Source organism: Flavicella sediminum (assembly GCF_006381105.1).
Classification (GTDB): Bacteria; Bacteroidota; Bacteroidia; order Flavobacteriales; family Flavobacteriaceae; genus Flavicella; species Flavicella sediminum.
Genome location: NZ_VDET01000001.1, coordinates 1 through 20,032, shown reverse-complemented (window position 1 = coordinate 20,032; position 20,032 = coordinate 1). Strand labels below are relative to the sequence as shown.

Genomic DNA, 20,032 nt, shown 5'->3' with positions numbered 1-20,032 from the left:
ACTCATTGCTACCATTAGTTTACCTACAATTTACCTTTGTGTCATTTTAATGTTTCAAAATCATTAAGCGATTAACGTTAATTTAAATGTTTTTTAAAATAAGTTCATTTATTTTTGCTTCATGGAATTCAAAATAAAATCTGCATACACACCTACCGGCGATCAACCTGAAGCCATTAAGCAACTGGTTCAAGGACTTAACAACGGAGAGAAATACCAAACACTGCTTGGCGTTACCGGATCTGGTAAAACGTTTACTGTAGCAAATGTTATTGAACAAATTGACCGTCCAACTTTAATACTTGCACACAACAAAACCCTTGCTGCGCAACTATATGACGAGTTCAAACATTTTTTCCCAAACAATGCTGTTGAATATTTTGTTTCCTATTATGATTATTACCAACCAGAAGCTTACATTCCTTCTAGTGGTGTTTTTATTGAAAAAGATTTATCTATCAATGAAGATATAGAACGCCTTAGAATAAGTACCTCTTCTGCATTGTTATCAGGAAGAAGAGACGTTTTGGTTGTTGCTTCTGTCTCTTGTTTGTACGGTATTGGAAACCCCGTTGAATTTAAGAAAAACGTTATTACTATTGAAAAAGACCAAGTGATTGCCCGCACCAAGTTTTTACACATGTTGGTAACCAGTTTATATTCTAGAACAGAAACAGAAATAAAAAGCGGGACGTTTAAAGTGAAAGGCGATACGATTACGATTTATCCTTCTTATGGAGAATTTGCGTATCGGGTTCATTTTTTTGGTGACGAAATTGAGGAAATAGAATCTTTTGATGTAGAAAACAACACCATCATGGAAAGTTTTGATTCCTTAAACATTTATCCTGCCAACTTATTTGTTACCTCTCCCGACATACTTCAAAATGCCATTCATCAAATTCAAGAAGATATGGTGAAACAAGTAGATTATTTTAAAGAGATAGGAAAGCACCTAGAAGCTAAACGATTAAAAGAACGTACCGAATTTGATTTAGAAATGATTCGTGAGTTGGGCTATTGTAGTGGAATTGAAAATTATTCTAGATATTTAGACGGTAGAAATCCTGGGACAAGACCTTTCTGTTTGTTAGATTACTTTCCTGATGATTATTTAATGGTAATTGATGAAAGTCATGTTACCGTTCCACAAACCCATGCCATGTATGGAGGCGATAGATCTAGAAAAGAAAATTTGGTAGAATTTGGCTTTAGACTTCCTGCTGCTATGGACAATAGACCGTTAAAGTTTGAAGAATTCGAAGAAATTCAAAATCAAGTTTTATATGTCAGTGCAACTCCGGCAGATTATGAATTGGAAAAATGCGAAGGTTTGTTTGTTGAACAAGTAATTAGACCCACTGGTTTATTAGACCCCATTATTGAAGTCCGCCCAAGTTTAAACCAAATTGATGATTTAACAGAAGAAATACAACAAAGAATAGAATTAGACGAACGTGTTTTAGTAACCACCTTAACCAAAAGAATGGCAGAGGAATTGGCCAAGTTTTTAACACGTATACAAATTCGTTGTCGCTATATTCATTCTGATGTAGATACTTTGGAAAGAGTACAAATATTGCAAGATTTAAGAAAAGGTTTGTTTGACGTATTAATAGGTGTCAATTTATTAAGAGAAGGTTTGGATTTACCCGAAGTTTCTTTGGTAGCAATTTTAGATGCCGACAAGGAAGGTTTTTTACGTTCCCACAGATCTTTAACGCAAACTATTGGTAGAGCCGCAAGAAATGTAAATGGGAAAGCTATTTTATATGCTGACAAAATCACCAAAAGTATGGAGCTTACTATTTCTGAAACCGCCAGAAGACGAGAAAAACAGATAAACTACAATACTAGAAATAATATTACCCCAACACAAATAAGAAAAAGTACCGACAATTCATTAATTGAAAATCAAGGTACTTCTTATTCTTCTATGGATTCAAATATTGCCGCTGAAACAGATTTGACTTACCTTACCAAAGGAGAAATTGAAAAAAGAATTCAAGCCAAAAGAAAAGACATGGAAAAAGCAGCCAAAAATTTAGATTTTCTTGCAGCAGCTAAACTAAGAGATGAAATTGCTGAATTAAAGAGCAAATTAAATTAAGTATTTGTACTTAGCAAAAAACGCTAGATTTATATTTCACTAAAACCAAGTACTTTACTAACATAAACATTCTTTATATTTGTTAAGCATTAGATTAATACGATAAATTGCTATGAAAAAGTATTAATTAAAAAGGCATCTAAATAAATTTAGATGCCTTTTTTTAATTTATATAAAACCTCCACCTTGAGTCTCATTGGAGTCTCTTCTTTTTCGTTGTTTTGCTTTATTTTTACCACCTCCAAATTGATACATAAAACTTAAATAAGCCGTTCTACTTTCCCAATTAAACTGTCCTAATTGAGGAATAGGTCGCTCAGTATCAAATTTAAATCTCATTGATTTGAAAATATCATTCACTCTAAAACTTAGGGTTCCTTTTCCGTTTAACACGGTATAACTTGCTCCTGAATTTACCATCCACATTGGATCTACCTTAAATTGAATTCCGTTAGCTCCACCTCTATACATTCCAAACAACTGAAAACGTAATTTTTTAGTTGCAGAAATACTATTGTTAATTCTTACATTAAACGCATTGTTTGTCGCCGTGACTGGTTGCTACTCAAATTCATCAGCATTATTTTTAATGGCTGAAATTCCATTTTCTTTTTGAACATACAAATCCGTACTGGCATTAATTCTCCACCAATTACGCAAAGCATAATTCAAAGACAATTCCACTCCATACCGATCGCTTTTAGGTAAGTTAGCGTAAGACAATTCAATTTTCTCTTTATTAATTGCATCTACATTTAATATACGAGAAATATTAGCATTTACCTCTCTATAAAAAGTACCAAACGTAATAGATCCTTTGTTTATGTTTTTGGTATAATTAAATTCAAAAGAATTGGTAAACTGCGGCTCTAATTCAGGATTTCCAATAGAAGTAATTTGCGGTGTACTCCACTGCCTAATTGGGTTAACCTGCTCTAAGGAAGGTCTATCTACTCTTCTACTATAACTCCATTGAAATTGATTTTTCTCGTTTGCAGCATAGGTTACAAACACTGAAGGATATACGGTAAATATTTCATCTGTATACGGCTCATTCGTCGTTCCGGAAGTAAAATCTCCTTCTACCTCATATTGCTCCAATCTAGCACCCAACTGCATAGAAACTTTATCTATTTGCTGATTGTAATTGACATAAGCAGAATAGATAGTTCGATTGTATTCAAAATTAGAATTTTCCACATCTTCTTGTGTTGTTTTTCTATCATTGGAACTCTCATTAAAACGAGCCTCTAAACCCAACTCTAGTTTTGCAGTTTTACTAATTGGATTGGTATAATCTAAATTGTACAATTTATTTGTCCGTGTATTTTTAATCTCATCTTGATAATTTAAATTTTGGTCATCTGAATTTATTTCATCTTTAAAACTGGCTACTTCAGGGTTTTTATTTGTTGAAATATTTGCTTCTAATTCTAGTCGCTCACCTTCTTTATTAAAATCTAGCGTATAATTAAAATTGTAAGTTTCAGAAGTATTGTCAACAGCACTTGTAGTTGGACTATTATTTTCTATAGCTCCCAAATCATTGGTAATAATTGTCCGCCCAGTAGCATAGTTGTCTGAATTATTTTGAATGGTATATACTGAAAATGTATTTTTATCATTGATATAATAATCTGCACCAAACTTTAATAAATGTGAAGTACGATCGTCATCAAAAGTAAAGTCTTGTAAAAAACTTCCATCTTTTCTGTCAACCATACCATAGTTATCACTTTTCCCTGTTTTGTACCCATAATTTGTAAAAAAGTTGACCTTTCCCTTTTTAAAATTCATATCCAAAGAACCGTTGTAACGAGAATTCAATCCTCTAACAACACCTGCAATTACAGAACCATTAAAACCAATATTCGCATTTTTATGCAACACAATATTAATAATTCCACTCATTCCTTCCGGATTGTATTTTGCAGAAGGATTGGTAATGAGTTCAACACTTTTTATTGAAGTAGAAGGAATTTGTTTCAACAACTCTCCTGCATTCATGTTTGATGGCTTTCCATCAATAAGCACTCGAACGTTTTCATTACCACGCAAACTGATTGCGCCTGTCTGACTATCTACAGAAACAGATTGTACATTGTTTAACAACTCAGATGCTGTTGTGCCAGCCGAAGTCAAATCCTTTCCTACATTGATTACTTTCCGGTCTATCTTTTGTTCTACCGTTGATGTTTCTGCAATCACCGTAACTTCATCCAAAGTATTAGAAGACTCCTTTAAATACAGTGTTGCCAATTTTATCATTGGTTTTTCATCTGTTAATGATATGGATTTTACAATGCTTTTGTAACCGATAAAACTAATTTCAACCGAATTCTTCCCGAAAGCTATGCCCTTAACCGTAAAGTTCCCATCATCATCGGTAACTCCACCTGTTATTGTTCCATCTACATGTTTTACAATAATACTTACATAGGGCAATGGACTTTTCGTCTCATCGTCTAAAACTCTCCCTGTTATAATCCCTAGTCGAGCGGTATTTAAATTCAACTCATTTGCATTCACGCTCAGTGAAAACAGAAGTACGGCAAACAATAGTATTCTTTTCATGGTTGGTACATTTTTTTTAAGCAACAATTTACTAAAATTAATTTCTACCCGACAAAGATACAACTAATACGGTACTATGCAACACATAGTACTGTGTTGATTAAAAAAACTCCCCTCCCTATAAATAGGGAGAATTATATTTCATGATTAATGAGTATTGTATACAAGCTTATAAGAATGTATATTTGAGTATCATATTAAATGTTAGTGTCATAAGAGACTCGACTCTACCCCTTTTAAGTTGTTTCGATTATGAACAAAGTTTTTGGTTAACAAAGTTAAAAAGCGATTAGAAAATAAATTTCTAATCGCTTTTAACATTTTATAAGAAAGTGAATTATTTACAATGCTTCACCCAATTCTTTTAATTTCTCAGTATTCTCAGCTAATTTTAGCTCTTCTACAATTTTATGGATATCTCCATTAATTACATTCGACAAGTCATACAAGGTCAAGCCAATTCTGTGTTCGGTTACACGTCCTTGCGGATAATTGTAAGTTCTAATTTTTGCAGAACGATCTCCACTGGCTACTAAAGAATTTCTTTTTAAAGAATCTGCAGCCAATTTTTTCTCTAATTCTTGCTCATACAAACGAGAACGCAATACTTTCATTGCCTTGTCTTTATTCTTATGTTGTGATTTTTGATCTTGACATTGCGCCACCAATCCAGAAGGAACGTGCGTCAATCGAACGGCAGAATAGGTCGTATTTACAGACTGACCACCTGGTCCTGAAGAACAAAAATAATCAACACGAATATCACTTTGTTTCATATCGATATCAAACTCTTCAGCTTCCGGCAATACCATTACAGTAGCTGCAGAGGTATGTACACGTCCTTGGGTTTCAGTTTGCGGTACACGTTGTACTCGATGTACTCCCGATTCAAACTTCATATCTCCATACACATCGTTACCAGAAATACTGAAAATAATCTCTTTAAATCCACCTGAAGTTCCTTCACTAATATCTTCCACTTCCGTTCTCCATCCTTTATCAGAACAGAACTTTGTATACATTCTATACAAATCTCCTGCAAAAATACTTGCTTCATCACCACCTGTACCGGCTCTAATTTCAACAATTACATTTTTTGCATCTTCAGGATCTCTAGGAATCAACATGAATTTTATTTCATCTTCCAATTTAGGAATCTGACCATTTCCTTCCTCCAATTCCATCTTAGCCATTTCTACCATTTCGGCATCTGACCCATCAGAAATAATTTCTTTAGCTTCTGCAATATTGGTCAAAACAGCTTCGTATTCCTTCGCTTTTGCAACAATTTGCCCTAAATCCTTATATTCCTTATTTAATTTCACATAACGTTTTTGATCCATGATAATATCAGGTTGAATGATCAAATCTGATACTTCATCGTAACGCTGCTTAAATATTCTTAGTTTATCTAACATTTTTTGTCCTTTGCTTAAGAAAGGCAAATTTACGATTTTTTATTATTTTAAAGCTCTATTCTTTCCGATTGTTTATTTCACTTCAAAGCCCTTAGCTCTAGGTATTTGAACTCCACTTTCATAATCTTTCCCATTTTCTCTTGTCATTTCATCAAAGTAAAAATAGTAAGTACCATACCCACCATGTCCATTTCCATTTTCTGCTTTTAATCGCTTTTGCTTCCACGCTCTAAAATGTTTTGTGGCAGCTTCTTGATCTCCTATCAAAAAGAAATAATTATTATGAGATATTTCCTTTCCTTGCTTGTCTAAAAGTTCCAATTCTAAATAAAACTTCTTCTTTACTTTTTTCAATACAGTTTCTTCAATTGCAAAGAAATTCTCAGCGCTATTTTCTTGAACTTTAGAGATCTTAAATGTTTTTTTCGAAACCACTCTCCCTTTATCATTTTTAATAACAAAGTTTACTTTACAATTTTCATACAATTTATAAAAATCATTAATAACCCAAATATTTCCAACAAAAGGCTCATTTTTATGCCATCTTCTTTTGGTAAATTCAAAATTGATTAACAAGGGTTGAAATGCCTTTTGAACAAAATAATACGAGCGTTTTGGTTTTTGGTAATTATCTACAATTCCCCATTTCATATCCGGCCAATATGTAATATAATGGCACAAAGCTATGGCACTTAAATGAGGTTTAGCTCTTCGAAAGTACTCAATTCCGTTTTGAAAAATAATTCCTTGCGCGTCTTGTGTAGCATTCACAAACTCTTCTAAAGACCCTTTCATTTCATCTCCAAACACATCCCAATTTTGCATACGTAATCGTGTTAAATCTGCCCAATGATGCCCCCAACTTAGCCCAGGAGGCCACATTTCATCTTTTGGAATAAACTTTTTCAAACTTTCTACCGATGGAACCGAAGTGATTGCAAATTCAGGAACAATAGGATACCCACTTGCTTTGGTTTGATACCAATCTTCATGCAGCCATTGCCCCATATCATAAAAATAACGCAAGGCGTGTACCGCTTCTTTAGGTTTAAAACCCGCCTCTTGCGCAACATGATCGGTCATAGGTGAATCTGGCACAAAAGGTAAATTTGCATAATGCTGTAAGGAATCACCAAGTCTTTCCAAAAATTTTCTTCCCGCCTTAGGATCACGAGTTCTAAACATCATTTCTTCTCCGCCTTCCATCATAATTAAAGACGGATGATTTCTACGTTCCTTTATAACCTTAACACCTTCATTAAATATTTCAGAAATATTTTCTTCATCCATAGGAATATTCCCTGTTCCCAAAGGAATCATATCTTGCCATATCGTCATTCCCATTTCATCCGCATATTGATAAAACTCAGGTATTTCAGGAGGATGCCATCCGAAAATACGAATGTTGTTCAAATTCATTTCCTTGGCTAAACGAATCAATTCAAAATACTCTTGCTTATTTGTTCGCCCCGTAAAAATATCTACAGGACCTCCCCAACAGGCTGAACGAATAAAGTGAAATTTACCATTGATATACGTAGATCTTGGAAAACTTACATCTACATTCTTAACAAAGCCAGGATTCCATTTTGACGTAACTTCACGAATTCCGAAAGTAGTTTCGTTTACATCATGATTTACCCCTGCTTGTTTTAAAGAAATTTTAGCGGTATATAAATTTGGCGCACCTAAATCCCATGGCCACCATAACTTCGGGCTACTTATGTGAATTTTCTTTTCAAGTTTATGCAAACCCGGTTGCACTACTTTAGAAAAAGAAAGCTCCATCGGTTTCATCTCAAAGTTCTTACCCTCTAACGAAACCATTACCTCCATCTCACGAGCTTCTGGGCTGGTATTCTCTAAAGTAAATTCAAGATTCACATCCGCAGAACCATCTTTATAAAGACTTGTATTTGCATACACATCATTAAAACGAACCTTTCCTGTGCGCACCATTTTAACTGGACGATAAATCCCCATTGGAGCTAAGTCTCTCCAATAATCACCGAACCATGGCGTTTTCTTACCCGCCACAAATGCATTTACCTGAGGAGCAGGGTCCAATTTTACAACAAGCATGTTCTGACCTTTTAAATAATCATGTTTATGAATTCTTAAATATTCATTTACTGGAAACGAAAAACCAGAAAATGCCCCTTCATGCTTTCCTAAATAATGACCATTTAACCAAACTTCACAACTGTAATCTACACCTTCAAATTTAATATCGACCACCTGGTCTTCAATTCCTTCAGTTACCCTAAACTGATATGCGTACCACCATTCGTATTGTTGTACCCATTGTGCCTTAACGCTGTTTCTTCCAAAATAAGGATCCTCTATTACACCTACTTTCCATAAATCTGTATACACATCTCCGGGGATTTCTGCCGCATTCCAAACTAAAGTTTCAATATCTTCCGGAGGTAATTTATGCAAGCCTCGTTTTACCCCTTCTCCTGGCAGCATCATTTTCATACTCCATTTCATTCCACTAAAATCTCGAACAGATTGCTCACTTTCTTCATGTGAAAATGTCGTATTCGGTTGTGCAAATCCCTTTTGGATAAAACAAAAAGCAAACAACAGAATTGTTGTTATTTTTAGTGATCGTTTCATACGTTTTATAATTTATTGTTTTGCTTTTTAAGTAGTTTCATAGAATAAACTTACCTCAAAGCAACGAACACAAGCCCCTAAAGATTATGATATTTATCAGTTCCAAACCAATGTCTAGTTCATGTCTAGTTATTGGCAAGCCAATAAATGAATGCTGACTTTCATCCGTCTATAAAATCCATATTTCTTAAAATAGAGACAAAAAAAAGCACCCAATTGGGTGCTTCTAGTTCTATTATAATAACGTGATTTCTAGTAAATAAATTCTCCGAACTCACTATTAATTGTCAATTTATTTGCTGGGGCATCCTCTACTCTACCCACAATTTGTGCGTTTACATTGTACGATTTAGAAATTGAAATAATAGCTTCAGCTATTTCTGCAGGTACATAAATTTCCATTCTATGGCCCATATTAAACACCTGATACATTTCTTTCCAATCTGTTCCAGACTGTTCTTGAATCAATTTAAATAATGGCGGTACCTCAAACATATTGTCCTTAATAATATGTAAATCTTTTACAAAATGTAAAATTTTGGTTTGTGCCCCACCACTACAGTGCACCATTCCATGGATCTCTTGCGCTGAAAACTTATTTAGGATTTCCTTTATAATAGGAGCATATGTTCTTGTTGGCGATAAAACCAACTGCCCCGCGTCAATAGGAGAATTTTCAACGGCATCCGTTAATTTCACTTTTCCCGAATACACTAAGTCTTCTGGAACAGCTGCATCAAAACTTTCTGGATATTTAGTTGCTAAATATTTATCAAAAACATCATGACGCGCAGAAGTCAATCCATTTGACCCCATTCCTCCATTATAAGAAGTTTCATAAGTTGCCTGACCAAAAGATTCCAATCCAACAATTACATCTCCTGCTTTTATATTAGCATTATTAACAACATCGGATCTTTTCATTCTTGCCGTTACGGTAGAATCTACAATAATTGTTCGAACCAAATCACCAACATCAGCAGTTTCACCACCCGTTGAATGAATCTCAACACCAAAACCTTTTAAGTCTTGTAACAATTCTTCAGTACCATTAATAATCGCCGAAAGAACTTCTCCTGGAATTAAATTTTTATTTCTTCCTATGGTAGAAGACAGCATGATATTATCTGTAGCTCCAACACATAAAAGATCGTCAATATTCATGATCAAAGCATCTTGAGCAATACCTTTCCAAACAGAAATATCTCCTGTTTCTTTCCAGTACATATAAGCCAAAGAAGATTTTGTACCTGCTCCATCAGCATGCATTATCAAACAATAATCCTCATCTCCTGTTAGGTAGTCTGGTACTATTTTACAAAATGCTTGCGGGAACAATCCCTTGTCTACATTTTTAATTGCGTTGTGTACATCTTCCTTGGAAGCTGAAACTCCACGTTGACTGTATCTTTTACTTACTTCTGAACTCATATGGATACGTTTACTTTTGAAAAATGCAAAGTTAATTAAATTGAAACGGTTTTATTACAAAAAAAACAAACTTTTGATTTGTAAATTTCATTTTAAAAAACGTAAATATTTGAAAGGATAAATATGATATCTTAAATTTTTTACTGAAATTATTGAATAGTTAGGAAAAAATGTATTTCTACGTATATTTACGTAAAATTACTATTGTCATCTAAAAATTAACCCTATATTTGCTTCAGAAATCGAGAAAACATATTTAATAACATTATTAGAGAATTATGGCTAAAATTAAATTAGAGTACATTTGGTTGGATGGTTACTTTCCAACTCAAAACCTTAGAAGTAAAACTAAAGTAGAAGAGCACGAAAACTTTCAAGGAACAATTGAAGAATTAGACAACTGGTCTTTTGATGGTTCATCTACGCAACAAGCTTCTGGAGGAGCATCTGACTGTATTTTAAAACCAGTTGCAATTTATCCAGATCCAGCTCGTATCAATGGTTATTTAGTAATGACTGAAGTATTGAACGCTGATGGAACTGCACATGAATCTAACGGACGTGCTACAATTGAAGATGATGACAATGATTTCTGGTTTGGATTTGAGCAAGAATACTTCATCATGGATTCTGACACTGATTTACCATTAGGATTCCCTAGAGGTGGTTACCCAGCTCCACAAGGAATGTACTACTGTTCTGTTGGAGGAAGATATACTCATGGTCGTGATATCGTTGAAGAGCATGCTGACTTATGTATTGACGCTGGATTGAACTTTGAAGGAATCAACCAAGAGGTTGCCTCTGGACAATGGGAATTCCAATTGTTTGCAAAAGGAGCTAAAAAAGCAGGAGATGAAATCTGGATTGCTAGATATTTATTAGATCGTTTAACTGAAGGCAGAGGTATGTACATTGAGTACCACCCTAAACCATTAGGAGATACTGATTGGAATGGATCAGGAATGCATGCAAACTTCTCTAACTCAATTTTAAGAACTTGTGGTTCTGCTGAGAAATATGCTGAAATTTGTGAAGCTTTCCGTCCAGTAGTAAAAGAACATATGGATGTTTATGGTGAACACAACGAACAACGTTTAACTGGTAAGCATGAAACTGCTCATATTAGTGATTTCTCTTGGGGAGTTTCAGATAGAGGTGCTTCAATCCGTATTCCAATTATCGCTGTAGAAAAAGGATACAAAGGATGGTTAGAAGACCGTCGTCCATCTTCAAACGGAGACCCATACAAAATTGCTGCAAGAATTATAAAAACTGTGAAACCAGTTAAATAATTTTTCACAAGTATAAAAGTAAAAAGCGTTCAAGTTTCCTTGAACGCTTTTTTTATGTATCTACTATACGATACCACAACCAACTAATACATTTACTTTTTCCACGGCTTGTAATTTTTGGCTTCCGGACTTCTTAAGTTTCTTTTCTTAGTATCCAATGCCACCACATACGCTTCCGATTCTTTAGCGGAATTGTCTTTCCATGGTTTATAGTTTTTAGCCTCAGGCCCTTTTAACTGTTTTGTGTTTTGAGTCACCAAAACCAAACTTGATTTATTTTTATCCTTCCAAGGTTTGTAGTTTTTAGCGGCTGGCCCTTTTAAGCCGTTTTTACTTTGAGCAGAAACGCAGGTTATTGAAAAAAACGCAATACATAGTATTGATACAAGACCTTTCATATTATTAAAATTTTAAAATTAGACATACATAAATGTATTGTCTATCTATAATTTTTACAATATGAGAAATCACGTAAATTTTGTATCCGTATTTACACCTAGACGCTAAAGTATTTTTAATGTAATTGCCTTATTTATAAGTTCTGCAGAATTTTTCACCTCTAACTTTTTGAGCATATTTGCTCTATGTGTTTCCACTGTTCTTACGCTAACAAACAAATCACTAGCAATCTCTTTTGTAGTAAAACCTTTAGACAAAAGACCTAAAATTTCCGTCTCTTTCTGGGTCAATCTTTTGGGTGTTCCTTTTTCTTTAGACATATTACTGACCATTTTTTCAGTAACCTCTAAATTGTAATACTTCTTACCTTTATAAACCGAATCAATAGCAGCTACCAATTCTTCTTCATCAGCATTTTTCAATAAATAACCATAAGCCCCAAACTTTGCACATTTTACCATATAGTTTCCATCATCATGCATAGAAATGACAATTACTTTAGGCGCTGACTTTTCTTTCGACAAAAGATCTAAGACTTGAAAACCATCCATATTAGGCATTACCAAATCCAACAACACCACATCTACTATTTCCCTGTCTAAAAATGAAAACAACTCTTCTCCATTAGACAAACCTGCAAGTACATTTATATGAGCATGATTCTGTAACAATGCTGCTAAACCACTTCTAAATAAATCATGATCGTCTACAATTACTACTTTAATTTGTTTCATTTTGAATTGGTATTTCTATTTCTACAGTTGTTTTGTTTTTTTCTGAATGCACCAATAGCTCTCCATTAAATATCTCTACGCGTTCTCGTATATTTAGCAAACCCGAACCAATATTTACTTGGTCTGTATTGTAGCCCACTCCATCGTCAAAATAAAATAAAGACACATACTCTTCAAATTCAGAAATTGTTAAATTAATACGCGCTGCATTGGCGTGTTTAATGGCATTGTTTAGTAATTCTTGACTAATTCTAAATAAATTAATCTGCAAATCAAATGACATTCTAGTTGTGTCATTTCGGGTATCGTCTTCAAATTGAATATTTGCCTTATTGTTGTTTTTTAAATTTTTAACGAAGCTTTTTAAGGTATACCCCAATCCAAAATCTATTAAAGTTGGAGGCAATAAGGCATAGGTAATATGTCTTATCTCAGTAATCGTATTGTCCAACAAACCTTTTACTTCTTCTTTTACAACAGAATCTTCTATCGTATTTTGCATATACATTTTTAGCGTTGTTAAAAGCGGACCTATACCATCATGTAGTTCCATTGAAATACGCTTTCGCTCTAGCTCTTCTCTTTCAATAAGAGATTTCTTCATCAAGGTGTTATAACTCGCTTCCCGCTCATTAAAGGCAATCAAATTATCGCGCATTTTTAGCAAACTGTATCCCAATAAATCTTTTGAACTAATTGGCTCATAGCTATGTTTCAAATCCATCTCACCAATTTTAGATGAAAAATTGACGGCACCCTTTAATGAATTCTGAAGCTCAGAAAGTGCCATAAACATACTTTGAATTTCTCGAAGCTTACTTCTATTACCCGCTGGAATTTCATAATTCCCACTAGCCATAGATTGCAATTTATTTTGCATTTCAACAACCGGTTTGGCTATAATTTTAGATAAATATAGTGAAATTCCCACACCAACTAGCACGATCAATAAAGCAATAAAAACAAGTCGCTTTTGCATATGAAACAATGGTGCCATGACTTCTTCTGTATCTATTTCAGATAAAATAGCGAATTTTAAATTTAAAAAATCAATACTACCATAAGCACTATAGACTTCGACATCTCTGTAATCTTCAAAAATACTATTTCCAGATTTCCCTGAAAAAACCCTCAAAACTCCTTTTGTCTTGGCAAGTATATCAAAAGGCAATTTAGCTGTATAAAATCTAGATTGTGACCGCAAACGATAATCGTTTCCAACCAAATAACTTTCCCCACTATCTCCCAAACCAGTTCGTTCCAACAAAATATCTTGTATTCGATCTCCGTTCAAAAGTTTTATTTTTTGAATCGTATCCCTATAAAATACAAAGGCTATTAAAAGCTTGCCAGTTGTATTCAGATGAGTAACATCATAAGCGCCTGTAGCTTGGTAATTCCTATTATTAATTACCTTATTTTTTATGGAATCAGAAATCTCTGTAATCTCGTATTCCGCTACAGACTCAAACTGAAACCATTCACGCTTTAAATATGCTTCTATCTGATTTTTTTTAAGTCGTTTTATAGATGTTAATTGTAATAAAACGCGTTCATCCAAAGCTTTTTTAAATTGAAAATAAAAAGCAACTGACAGTGTTATAACTACTATGGTTAGCAAAGTATTAATCGCAAGAATTAACCATTTTTGGATCGTCATAACTCGTTAGCATTGAAAATAAGTCCTATAAAAATACCAAATATTTTAGACTCACAAAACCATTTGAAATACAAAGAAAAGATAAAACCCTAACAGTAGTAATCCTTCCAATTTGCCTAGTTTCATTTTAGATAAAAACAATGTCAATGGCAAAATTCCAAAGGCGATCCCTAGCATCCAATAAATATCATTTTCTATTAATCCCATATCGGTAACATGAACGGGTGTAATAATAGCTGTCAGTCCTAAAACCGCCAAAATATTGAACATATTAGATCCAATAAGATTTCCTAAAGAAATCGCTTTTTCTTTCTTTAAAACGGCTATAACCGATGCAGAAAGCTCAGGAATACTTGTTCCTATAGAAACGATAGTTACTCCAATAATTCTTTCACTTACCTCGTAATAATGCGCCAAACCTACAGCGCCATTTATCAACAATTCAGAACCTCCCCAAAGGGCAAGTCCACCCAAACTTAAATAAATGACATCCTTATACAAAGGAAGCTCCTCATCATCTTCGGGCAATTCATCAACAACCGCAGTTTTTTGATATTTTAAAAGGTAAATTAAAAAGAAAATCAATAATGAAAACAAAATCACTCCTTCATACGTTTCTAACACTCCATCAAAAATTAAGAATACATAGAGCAAAACAGAAGAAAGCATCATAATAGGCCAATCTGTTTTGTAAAAACTTTTTTCAACATGAATTGTCGACAGCAAAACGGTTACTCCCAATACCAATCCTAAATTTGCCACATTAGAACCAATCACATTCCCCAAAGCCAAATCGGCATGCCCTTGCAACGCAGATTTTAAACTCACAATAAGTTCTGGTGCAGAAGTCGCAAAAGATACCACCGTCATACCAATCACAATTTTAGGAATCTTTAAACGAAGTGAAAAACCCACCGCCGCTTTTAGCAACCAATTACCACCTAAAATTAAGATAAGCAAACCTACAAGTATGTACAATAAATCCATTTTGAAATTTTCGAATTTTAAAGAGACAAATATATTGAATAATAAAATTGATACTCTGTTCAAATTGTTTTTCTTTATTGAATTCTAATTTTGTATATTTCATAGCATTAAATACTGAAACTATGAAAAGACAATTGTTTAAGGCAATTGCGAAATTCAACAAATTGCTTTTTCCTTCCTTTGGAAAAAAACAATTAGACATGAGTAAAGCTAAAAAATGGCAAATGATCATCATTGGCTGGAGAGCTTATATCACAAAAAATGCGATTAACCCTTAAATTACAAACTATGACTGATCATGCAACACACATTAAATTATTTACAGGTTCGTTTATTGCCGTACAAAGATTGCAACTAGACCTAAATGATGCTGAAATTCCTTTTATTGTGAAAAATAATAACGATTCAGCAATACTTGCAGGTTTTGGAGCCTTAAGTGATAACGTTGAGCTATTTATCTTTGAAGATGATTTGGAAAAAGCTTCTAAAATATTGAAGGATTTAAATGATGAAAAAAAATAATTAATTTTTTTCGTTTTTTTGTTTTCATATTAACAATATATCTCTATATTTGCAACCGCTTAACGGCCTCGTGGCGCAACTGAATAGCGCACTTGATTACGGCTCAAGAGGTTACTGGTTTGAATCCAGTCGAGGTCACAAAATCTAATTCAAGTTTAGATTCAAAATCCCTAATAACTAACGTTTTTAGGGATTTTTTTTGCACTAAACTTTTGAATGCTTCATGTAACCTACATAAAGACCAAATCTTGGTCAGATTTTAAAACGGGTAAGCCGAATTAAAATATAGAATTTATAAGGTTCCTAATTAAATGAGATCAAAAAAAAAGCTTGAGTTATGTACTCAAGCTTTTTTAGCATTCTATTTTAGTAAAACCGTAGTTTTATTTGATATACATTTCCACTCGGTCATTTTCTTTGTATTTAGGGTCGTCCTCAGAAGGGTATTTTAAATTTGTTCCTCCTAATCCAACAACCTCAATTCTATTTTGAGCAATACCTTTTGTTTTTGTTAAGTACTTATTAATAGCATAAGCTCTTCTCTTAGAAAGCTCCAAATTGTATTTTAAATTTGGCCTTGCTGCTGTATGTACTTCTATTTTAAAACGTGTAGCTCTATAATTATTCAACTTATCTGCAATTTGAGACAGAATGGCCAAATTGTTACTTTTCAAAATATGTCCTTCAGATCTTGAAAAACGAATCCTACTCGCCAAGGCATTTAGCTGATCTCCAACATCAGAAATACTATCCGCATTCGGACATCCATTGTTTGCAACATTCCCTTTTACATTCGGACATAAATCAAATTGATCTTCAATCCCATCTCCATCTGAATCCACTTTTTCCGGACATCCATCTTTAGAGGCAACTCCTCTTACACTTGGACACCTGTCTTTATAATCAGGAACACCATCATTATCACTGTCAATTGCTACTCCATTAGAAGATACTCTAACGTTTGCTGGAGTATTTGGCTCCTTATCAAAGGCATCAGCTACACCGTCTCCATCTTGATCGCTCTTCTTTGGTACAGCAATATTTGTTCTCACTGGCACCGTTGCTGCAACAGACTGACTAACTAACGGACAACCTAATTTTGAAGCAAGTCCTTTTTCAAATGGACAAGCATCTTTGTAATCCGGAATTCCATCCAAATCAGAGTCAATAGAAACTCCATCTCCGTAAACTCTAGATTCTTTTGGCGTATTTGGTTCTTTATCATACAAATCAATTACACCATCTCCATCCGTATCCACAAACTTACCAGAAACTACAGCTTCCACATCTTGCGTTGTTACTTTACTTGCTGCGACTTGTGAAGTCTCAGGACATCCTTTATTTGTACTGTTTCCTTTTTCAAACGGACAATTATCTTGATAATCGGCAATTCCATCATCGTCAGAATCTACAGAAACGCCATTCCCATAAACCTTGGCCCCTGCAGGTGTATTTGGTTCTTGATCGTAAATATCTGCAACACCATCTTTATCAGTATCTACAAACTTCACTGAAACAACTGCTTCAACATCTTCAGCTGAAACACTTGATTTTACTACTTCTCTCTCTGAACAACCATTTGACCCAATAGCTCCCTTTTCAAACGGACAGTCATCTTTATAATCTGGTATTCCATCATTATCTGAATCAACAGACACTCCATTTCCATAAACCTTAACACCTTCCGGAGTATTAGGCTCTTTATCGTAAACATCAGCAACACCATCTCCGTCAGTATCCACATTGTCTATTGAATAATTTAATTTAATATCCTCTTTTTCTAACTCATCTGAACATCCATTCTTAGCAATACTTCCTTTTTCAAACGGACAATCATCTTTATAATCAGCTATTCCATCATTGTCAGAATCCACAGAAACTCCATTTCCATAAACCTTAACACCTTCCGGAGTATTAGGCTCTTTATCGTAAACATCAGCAACACCATCTCCATCTGTATCCACATTGTCTACAGAATAATTTAATTTAATATCCTCCTTCGCAATATCGTCTGAACAACCATTCAATCCAATCCCTCCTTTTTCAAACGGACAATCATCTTTATAATCTGGTATTCCATCATTATCTGAATCTACAGACACACCATTTCCGTAAACTCTTACATCAGCAGGCGTATTTGGTTCTTTATCATAAGCATCTGTAACACCATCACCATCAGTATCAACTAAGGCCACAGTAGTTTTTCCTGTTCCTACTCCTAGAACTGCTCCTGTAACTCCCGGAGTACCCACTGACACATTTACTTCTCGTGAAGTTTCTCTATGAAAAGTAACATCAGTTCCATATACAGCTCTACCTTCAGGCGTATCAGGATCTATAAAATTTATTTCAACTCGTCGGTTAAACTGTCTACCTTCCTCTGTATCGTTTGTTTTTATAGGTCTCACTTCTCCATACCCTTTTGAAGACAATCTTTCTAACCCAATAGAATTTTCAACCACCAAATAATCTTTTACTGACTTAGCTCGTCTTTCTGAAAGACTTAAATTGTATTCAGCCTTTCCCCTACTGTCTGTATGTCCTTCTATCTTAAACATCGACTGTGGGTATTCAATCATAATACCAGCAATTTCATTCAAGGGTTTATAGGATTCAGTCTTTAGTTCGGCACTTGAAGTTTTGAAATAAATACTTTTAGATAACAAAGCAATTTGTTCTCTAATCCGTTGTTTTTGATCCTCTTCTATAGGTGCAATCACCGGAACTGGTTCAGGAATAACTTCAGGAATAACTTCAGCAACAACTTCTTCAACAGGATAAGGACATCCAATATTTTCTATAGGTCCTGGTACAAAAGGACAATTGTCTTTATAATCTTGCAAGCCATCCATATCGGTGTCTATCGCCACACCATTTCCATGTACTTTAGCCTCTTTTGGTGTGTCCTCTTCCATATCAAACAAATCAGCAACACCATCGCCATCTGTATCAGGCAATTCAAAAGGATCTTCTTCCTCTGGCTCATGATACCAAATAGCACTTCTCTCTTTTTTACCAAATTTATAAACTACTCCAATATTCGTAACAAAATAATTCTCGTAATTCTGTTGATTACTAATTGCAGCATCAAAATGATCTTCATGATTTACATAAATAGAAGATCTAACTTCTAAATCTATCTTTTTATTCAATCGGTACTTTACTCCTAATCCGGTATTTAAATAAACCGATTTCGCAAAATTTGTACTATTTTTTCTATATGGATTGTATCCATAATCCGCCTCAATTACAACACCCTCTGGTGAAACATCATCCAAATATCTTAGTGGATCATAATTACGAATCAATAATCTAGAATTGTATTTTTGATATCCAACACCGGCATAAACATTAAAATTCCATTTTTCACTATTGTGCTTCCATAAATTATCAACACTAATTATCGCGTTCAACTCCCCTCCAAACGTAATTCCATCCATATAAAAATTCTCATCCGGAAAATCAATTGTGTAGAGTATATCATAGTAATCTCCTTCAGGATTAGAAAAAGATTGTTTTCCACCTCCTAAACTTGAATAATGCATCTTAAATTCCAATCCAAAAATGGGATTAAACATTTTATCTACATATGCATAAAGCCCAAAATTATAATAGGCCCGACCATCAGCAGCTCCAAAGGATCGCAAATCACCATGCATAATTAAATTACTAAAACCTGCTCCTACCGACCAAGTATTAAATGGTTGCTCCTTAAAAACACTCTTAGAAACAAGGGTGTCTTTTTCAACAAGTTGACCAAAAGAAACAATAGAAAAAAGAAAAGTGAAGACTAAGGCAACTAAATACCGATTAATATATAACATTAGATATTTTATAAATCATTAACAGCTTTTATGAACTATGTAAAAGTAAAATTATTCTAGCAGCTTACACAAAAATAAAACTAAAATATAGAATAAATCACTATAAAAATCGAATAAAAACAGCTTTCCATCAAATTATTAACCTATGTATCAATAGGTGCTGTAGTACTTGCGTATATCCTATCAATAAAACAATATACAATTCACTTGATTTTTTTGGCGTTCCCTTTCAGGTCGGGCTTTCCGTTGTATCTTTTTATAGCTTATTATACACCGATTTCGTCCCCTCAGCTCCTCGACGGGTGTGGAAGCTTGTAACATAATCTAGTGAAGCTATAAAAAGGATGCCACTGCAATCCCTAACGCGTCTTGAGTCTTGAGTCTTGAGTCTTGAGTCTTATAAATTAAAAAAAGTTTACTTGCTACCTTCTACCTGGGATCAGGTGCAAAAGTTGG

General features: G+C 34.1%; 12 protein-coding genes, 1 tRNA gene and 1 pseudogene. 5 read left to right on the top strand and 9 right to left on the bottom strand.

What is annotated here, in order from left to right; all coding sequences use genetic code 11:
• The first annotated feature begins 121 nt into the window (after positions 1 to 121).
• A complete protein-coding gene (uvrB, locus tag FGM02_RS00075; RefSeq protein ID WP_139955715.1) occupies positions 122 to 2,110 on the top strand; it encodes an excinuclease ABC subunit UvrB in 1,989 nt (662 codons plus the stop codon).
• Between the two features lie 168 nt (positions 2,111 to 2,278).
• Here the strand turns inward: uvrB and FGM02_RS00065 are convergent.
• The 4 genes and pseudogenes from FGM02_RS00065 to FGM02_RS00050 all read right to left on the bottom strand — a co-directional run bounded on the left by FGM02_RS00065 (position 2,279) and on the right by FGM02_RS00050 (position 10,155).
• A pseudogene (locus FGM02_RS00065) lies at positions 2,279 to 4,684 on the bottom strand (TonB-dependent receptor domain-containing protein).
• 341 nt (positions 4,685 to 5,025) lie between these two features.
• Positions 5,026 to 6,102: a peptide chain release factor 1 gene (gene prfA, locus FGM02_RS00060; protein ID WP_139955709.1), complete on the bottom strand. Its 1,077-nt coding sequence runs from the start codon at positions 6,100 to 6,102 to the stop codon at positions 5,026 to 5,028.
• A 72-nt stretch (positions 6,103 to 6,174) separates the two neighbouring features.
• Positions 6,175 to 8,724, bottom strand: a complete 2,550-nt coding sequence (locus tag FGM02_RS00055) for a glycoside hydrolase family 2 protein (RefSeq protein WP_139955707.1) — start codon at positions 8,722 to 8,724, stop codon at positions 6,175 to 6,177.
• A gap of 252 nt (positions 8,725 to 8,976) precedes the next feature.
• A complete protein-coding gene (locus FGM02_RS00050; RefSeq protein ID WP_139955705.1) occupies positions 8,977 to 10,155 on the bottom strand; it encodes an AIR synthase related protein in 1,179 nt (392 codons plus the stop codon).
• A gap of 278 nt (positions 10,156 to 10,433) precedes the next feature.
• Between FGM02_RS00050 and FGM02_RS00045 the strand changes: the two genes are divergently transcribed.
• On the top strand, positions 10,434 to 11,450 hold the full coding sequence (locus FGM02_RS00045) for a glutamine synthetase beta-grasp domain-containing protein (protein WP_139955703.1): 1,017 nt from the start codon (positions 10,434 to 10,436) through the stop codon (positions 11,448 to 11,450).
• Between the two features lie 92 nt (positions 11,451 to 11,542).
• On the opposite strand, the gene FGM02_RS00040 is transcribed toward FGM02_RS00045, so the two are convergent.
• From FGM02_RS00040 to FGM02_RS00025, 4 genes are all read right to left on the bottom strand, one after another.
• On the bottom strand, positions 11,543 to 11,848 hold the full coding sequence (locus tag FGM02_RS00040) for a hypothetical protein (RefSeq protein ID WP_139955701.1): 306 nt from the start codon (positions 11,846 to 11,848) through the stop codon (positions 11,543 to 11,545).
• A 105-nt stretch (positions 11,849 to 11,953) separates the two neighbouring features.
• On the bottom strand, positions 11,954 to 12,583 hold the full coding sequence (locus tag FGM02_RS00035) for a response regulator (RefSeq protein ID WP_139955699.1): 630 nt from the start codon (positions 12,581 to 12,583) through the stop codon (positions 11,954 to 11,956).
• Entirely contained in the window at positions 12,570 to 14,243 is a 1,674-nt protein-coding gene (locus FGM02_RS00030; RefSeq protein ID WP_139955697.1) for a sensor histidine kinase, read from the bottom strand. Before FGM02_RS00030 ends, FGM02_RS00035 begins: the two co-directional genes overlap by 14 nt.
• A gap of 51 nt (positions 14,244 to 14,294) precedes the next feature.
• Positions 14,295 to 15,230, bottom strand: coding sequence for a calcium/sodium antiporter (locus FGM02_RS00025; RefSeq protein WP_139955695.1), 936 nt, complete (start codon positions 15,228 to 15,230; stop codon positions 14,295 to 14,297).
• 122 nt (positions 15,231 to 15,352) lie between these two features.
• Here FGM02_RS00025 and FGM02_RS00020 point away from each other — a divergent pair, with 122 nt between their 5' ends.
• The 3 genes from FGM02_RS00020 to FGM02_RS00010 all read left to right on the top strand — a co-directional run bounded on the left by FGM02_RS00020 (position 15,353) and on the right by FGM02_RS00010 (position 15,890).
• On the top strand, positions 15,353 to 15,508 hold the full coding sequence (locus tag FGM02_RS00020) for an SsrA-binding protein (RefSeq protein WP_139955693.1): 156 nt from the start codon (positions 15,353 to 15,355) through the stop codon (positions 15,506 to 15,508).
• Positions 15,509 to 15,518: 10 nt separating this feature from the next.
• Positions 15,519 to 15,752 carry a putative signal transducing protein gene (locus FGM02_RS00015; protein WP_166461099.1) on the top strand — a complete coding sequence of 78 codons (234 nt, stop codon included), beginning with the start codon at positions 15,519 to 15,521 and terminating at the stop codon, positions 15,750 to 15,752.
• A 64-nt stretch (positions 15,753 to 15,816) separates the two neighbouring features.
• Positions 15,817 to 15,890 (top strand) — tRNA-Arg (locus tag FGM02_RS00010).
• Positions 15,891 to 16,135: 245 nt separating this feature from the next.
• On the opposite strand, the gene FGM02_RS00005 is transcribed toward FGM02_RS00010, so the two are convergent.
• A complete protein-coding gene (locus tag FGM02_RS00005; protein ID WP_139955689.1) occupies positions 16,136 to 19,576 on the bottom strand; it encodes an OmpA family protein in 3,441 nt (1,146 codons plus the stop codon).
• Positions 19,577 to 20,032 lie beyond the last annotated feature (456 nt).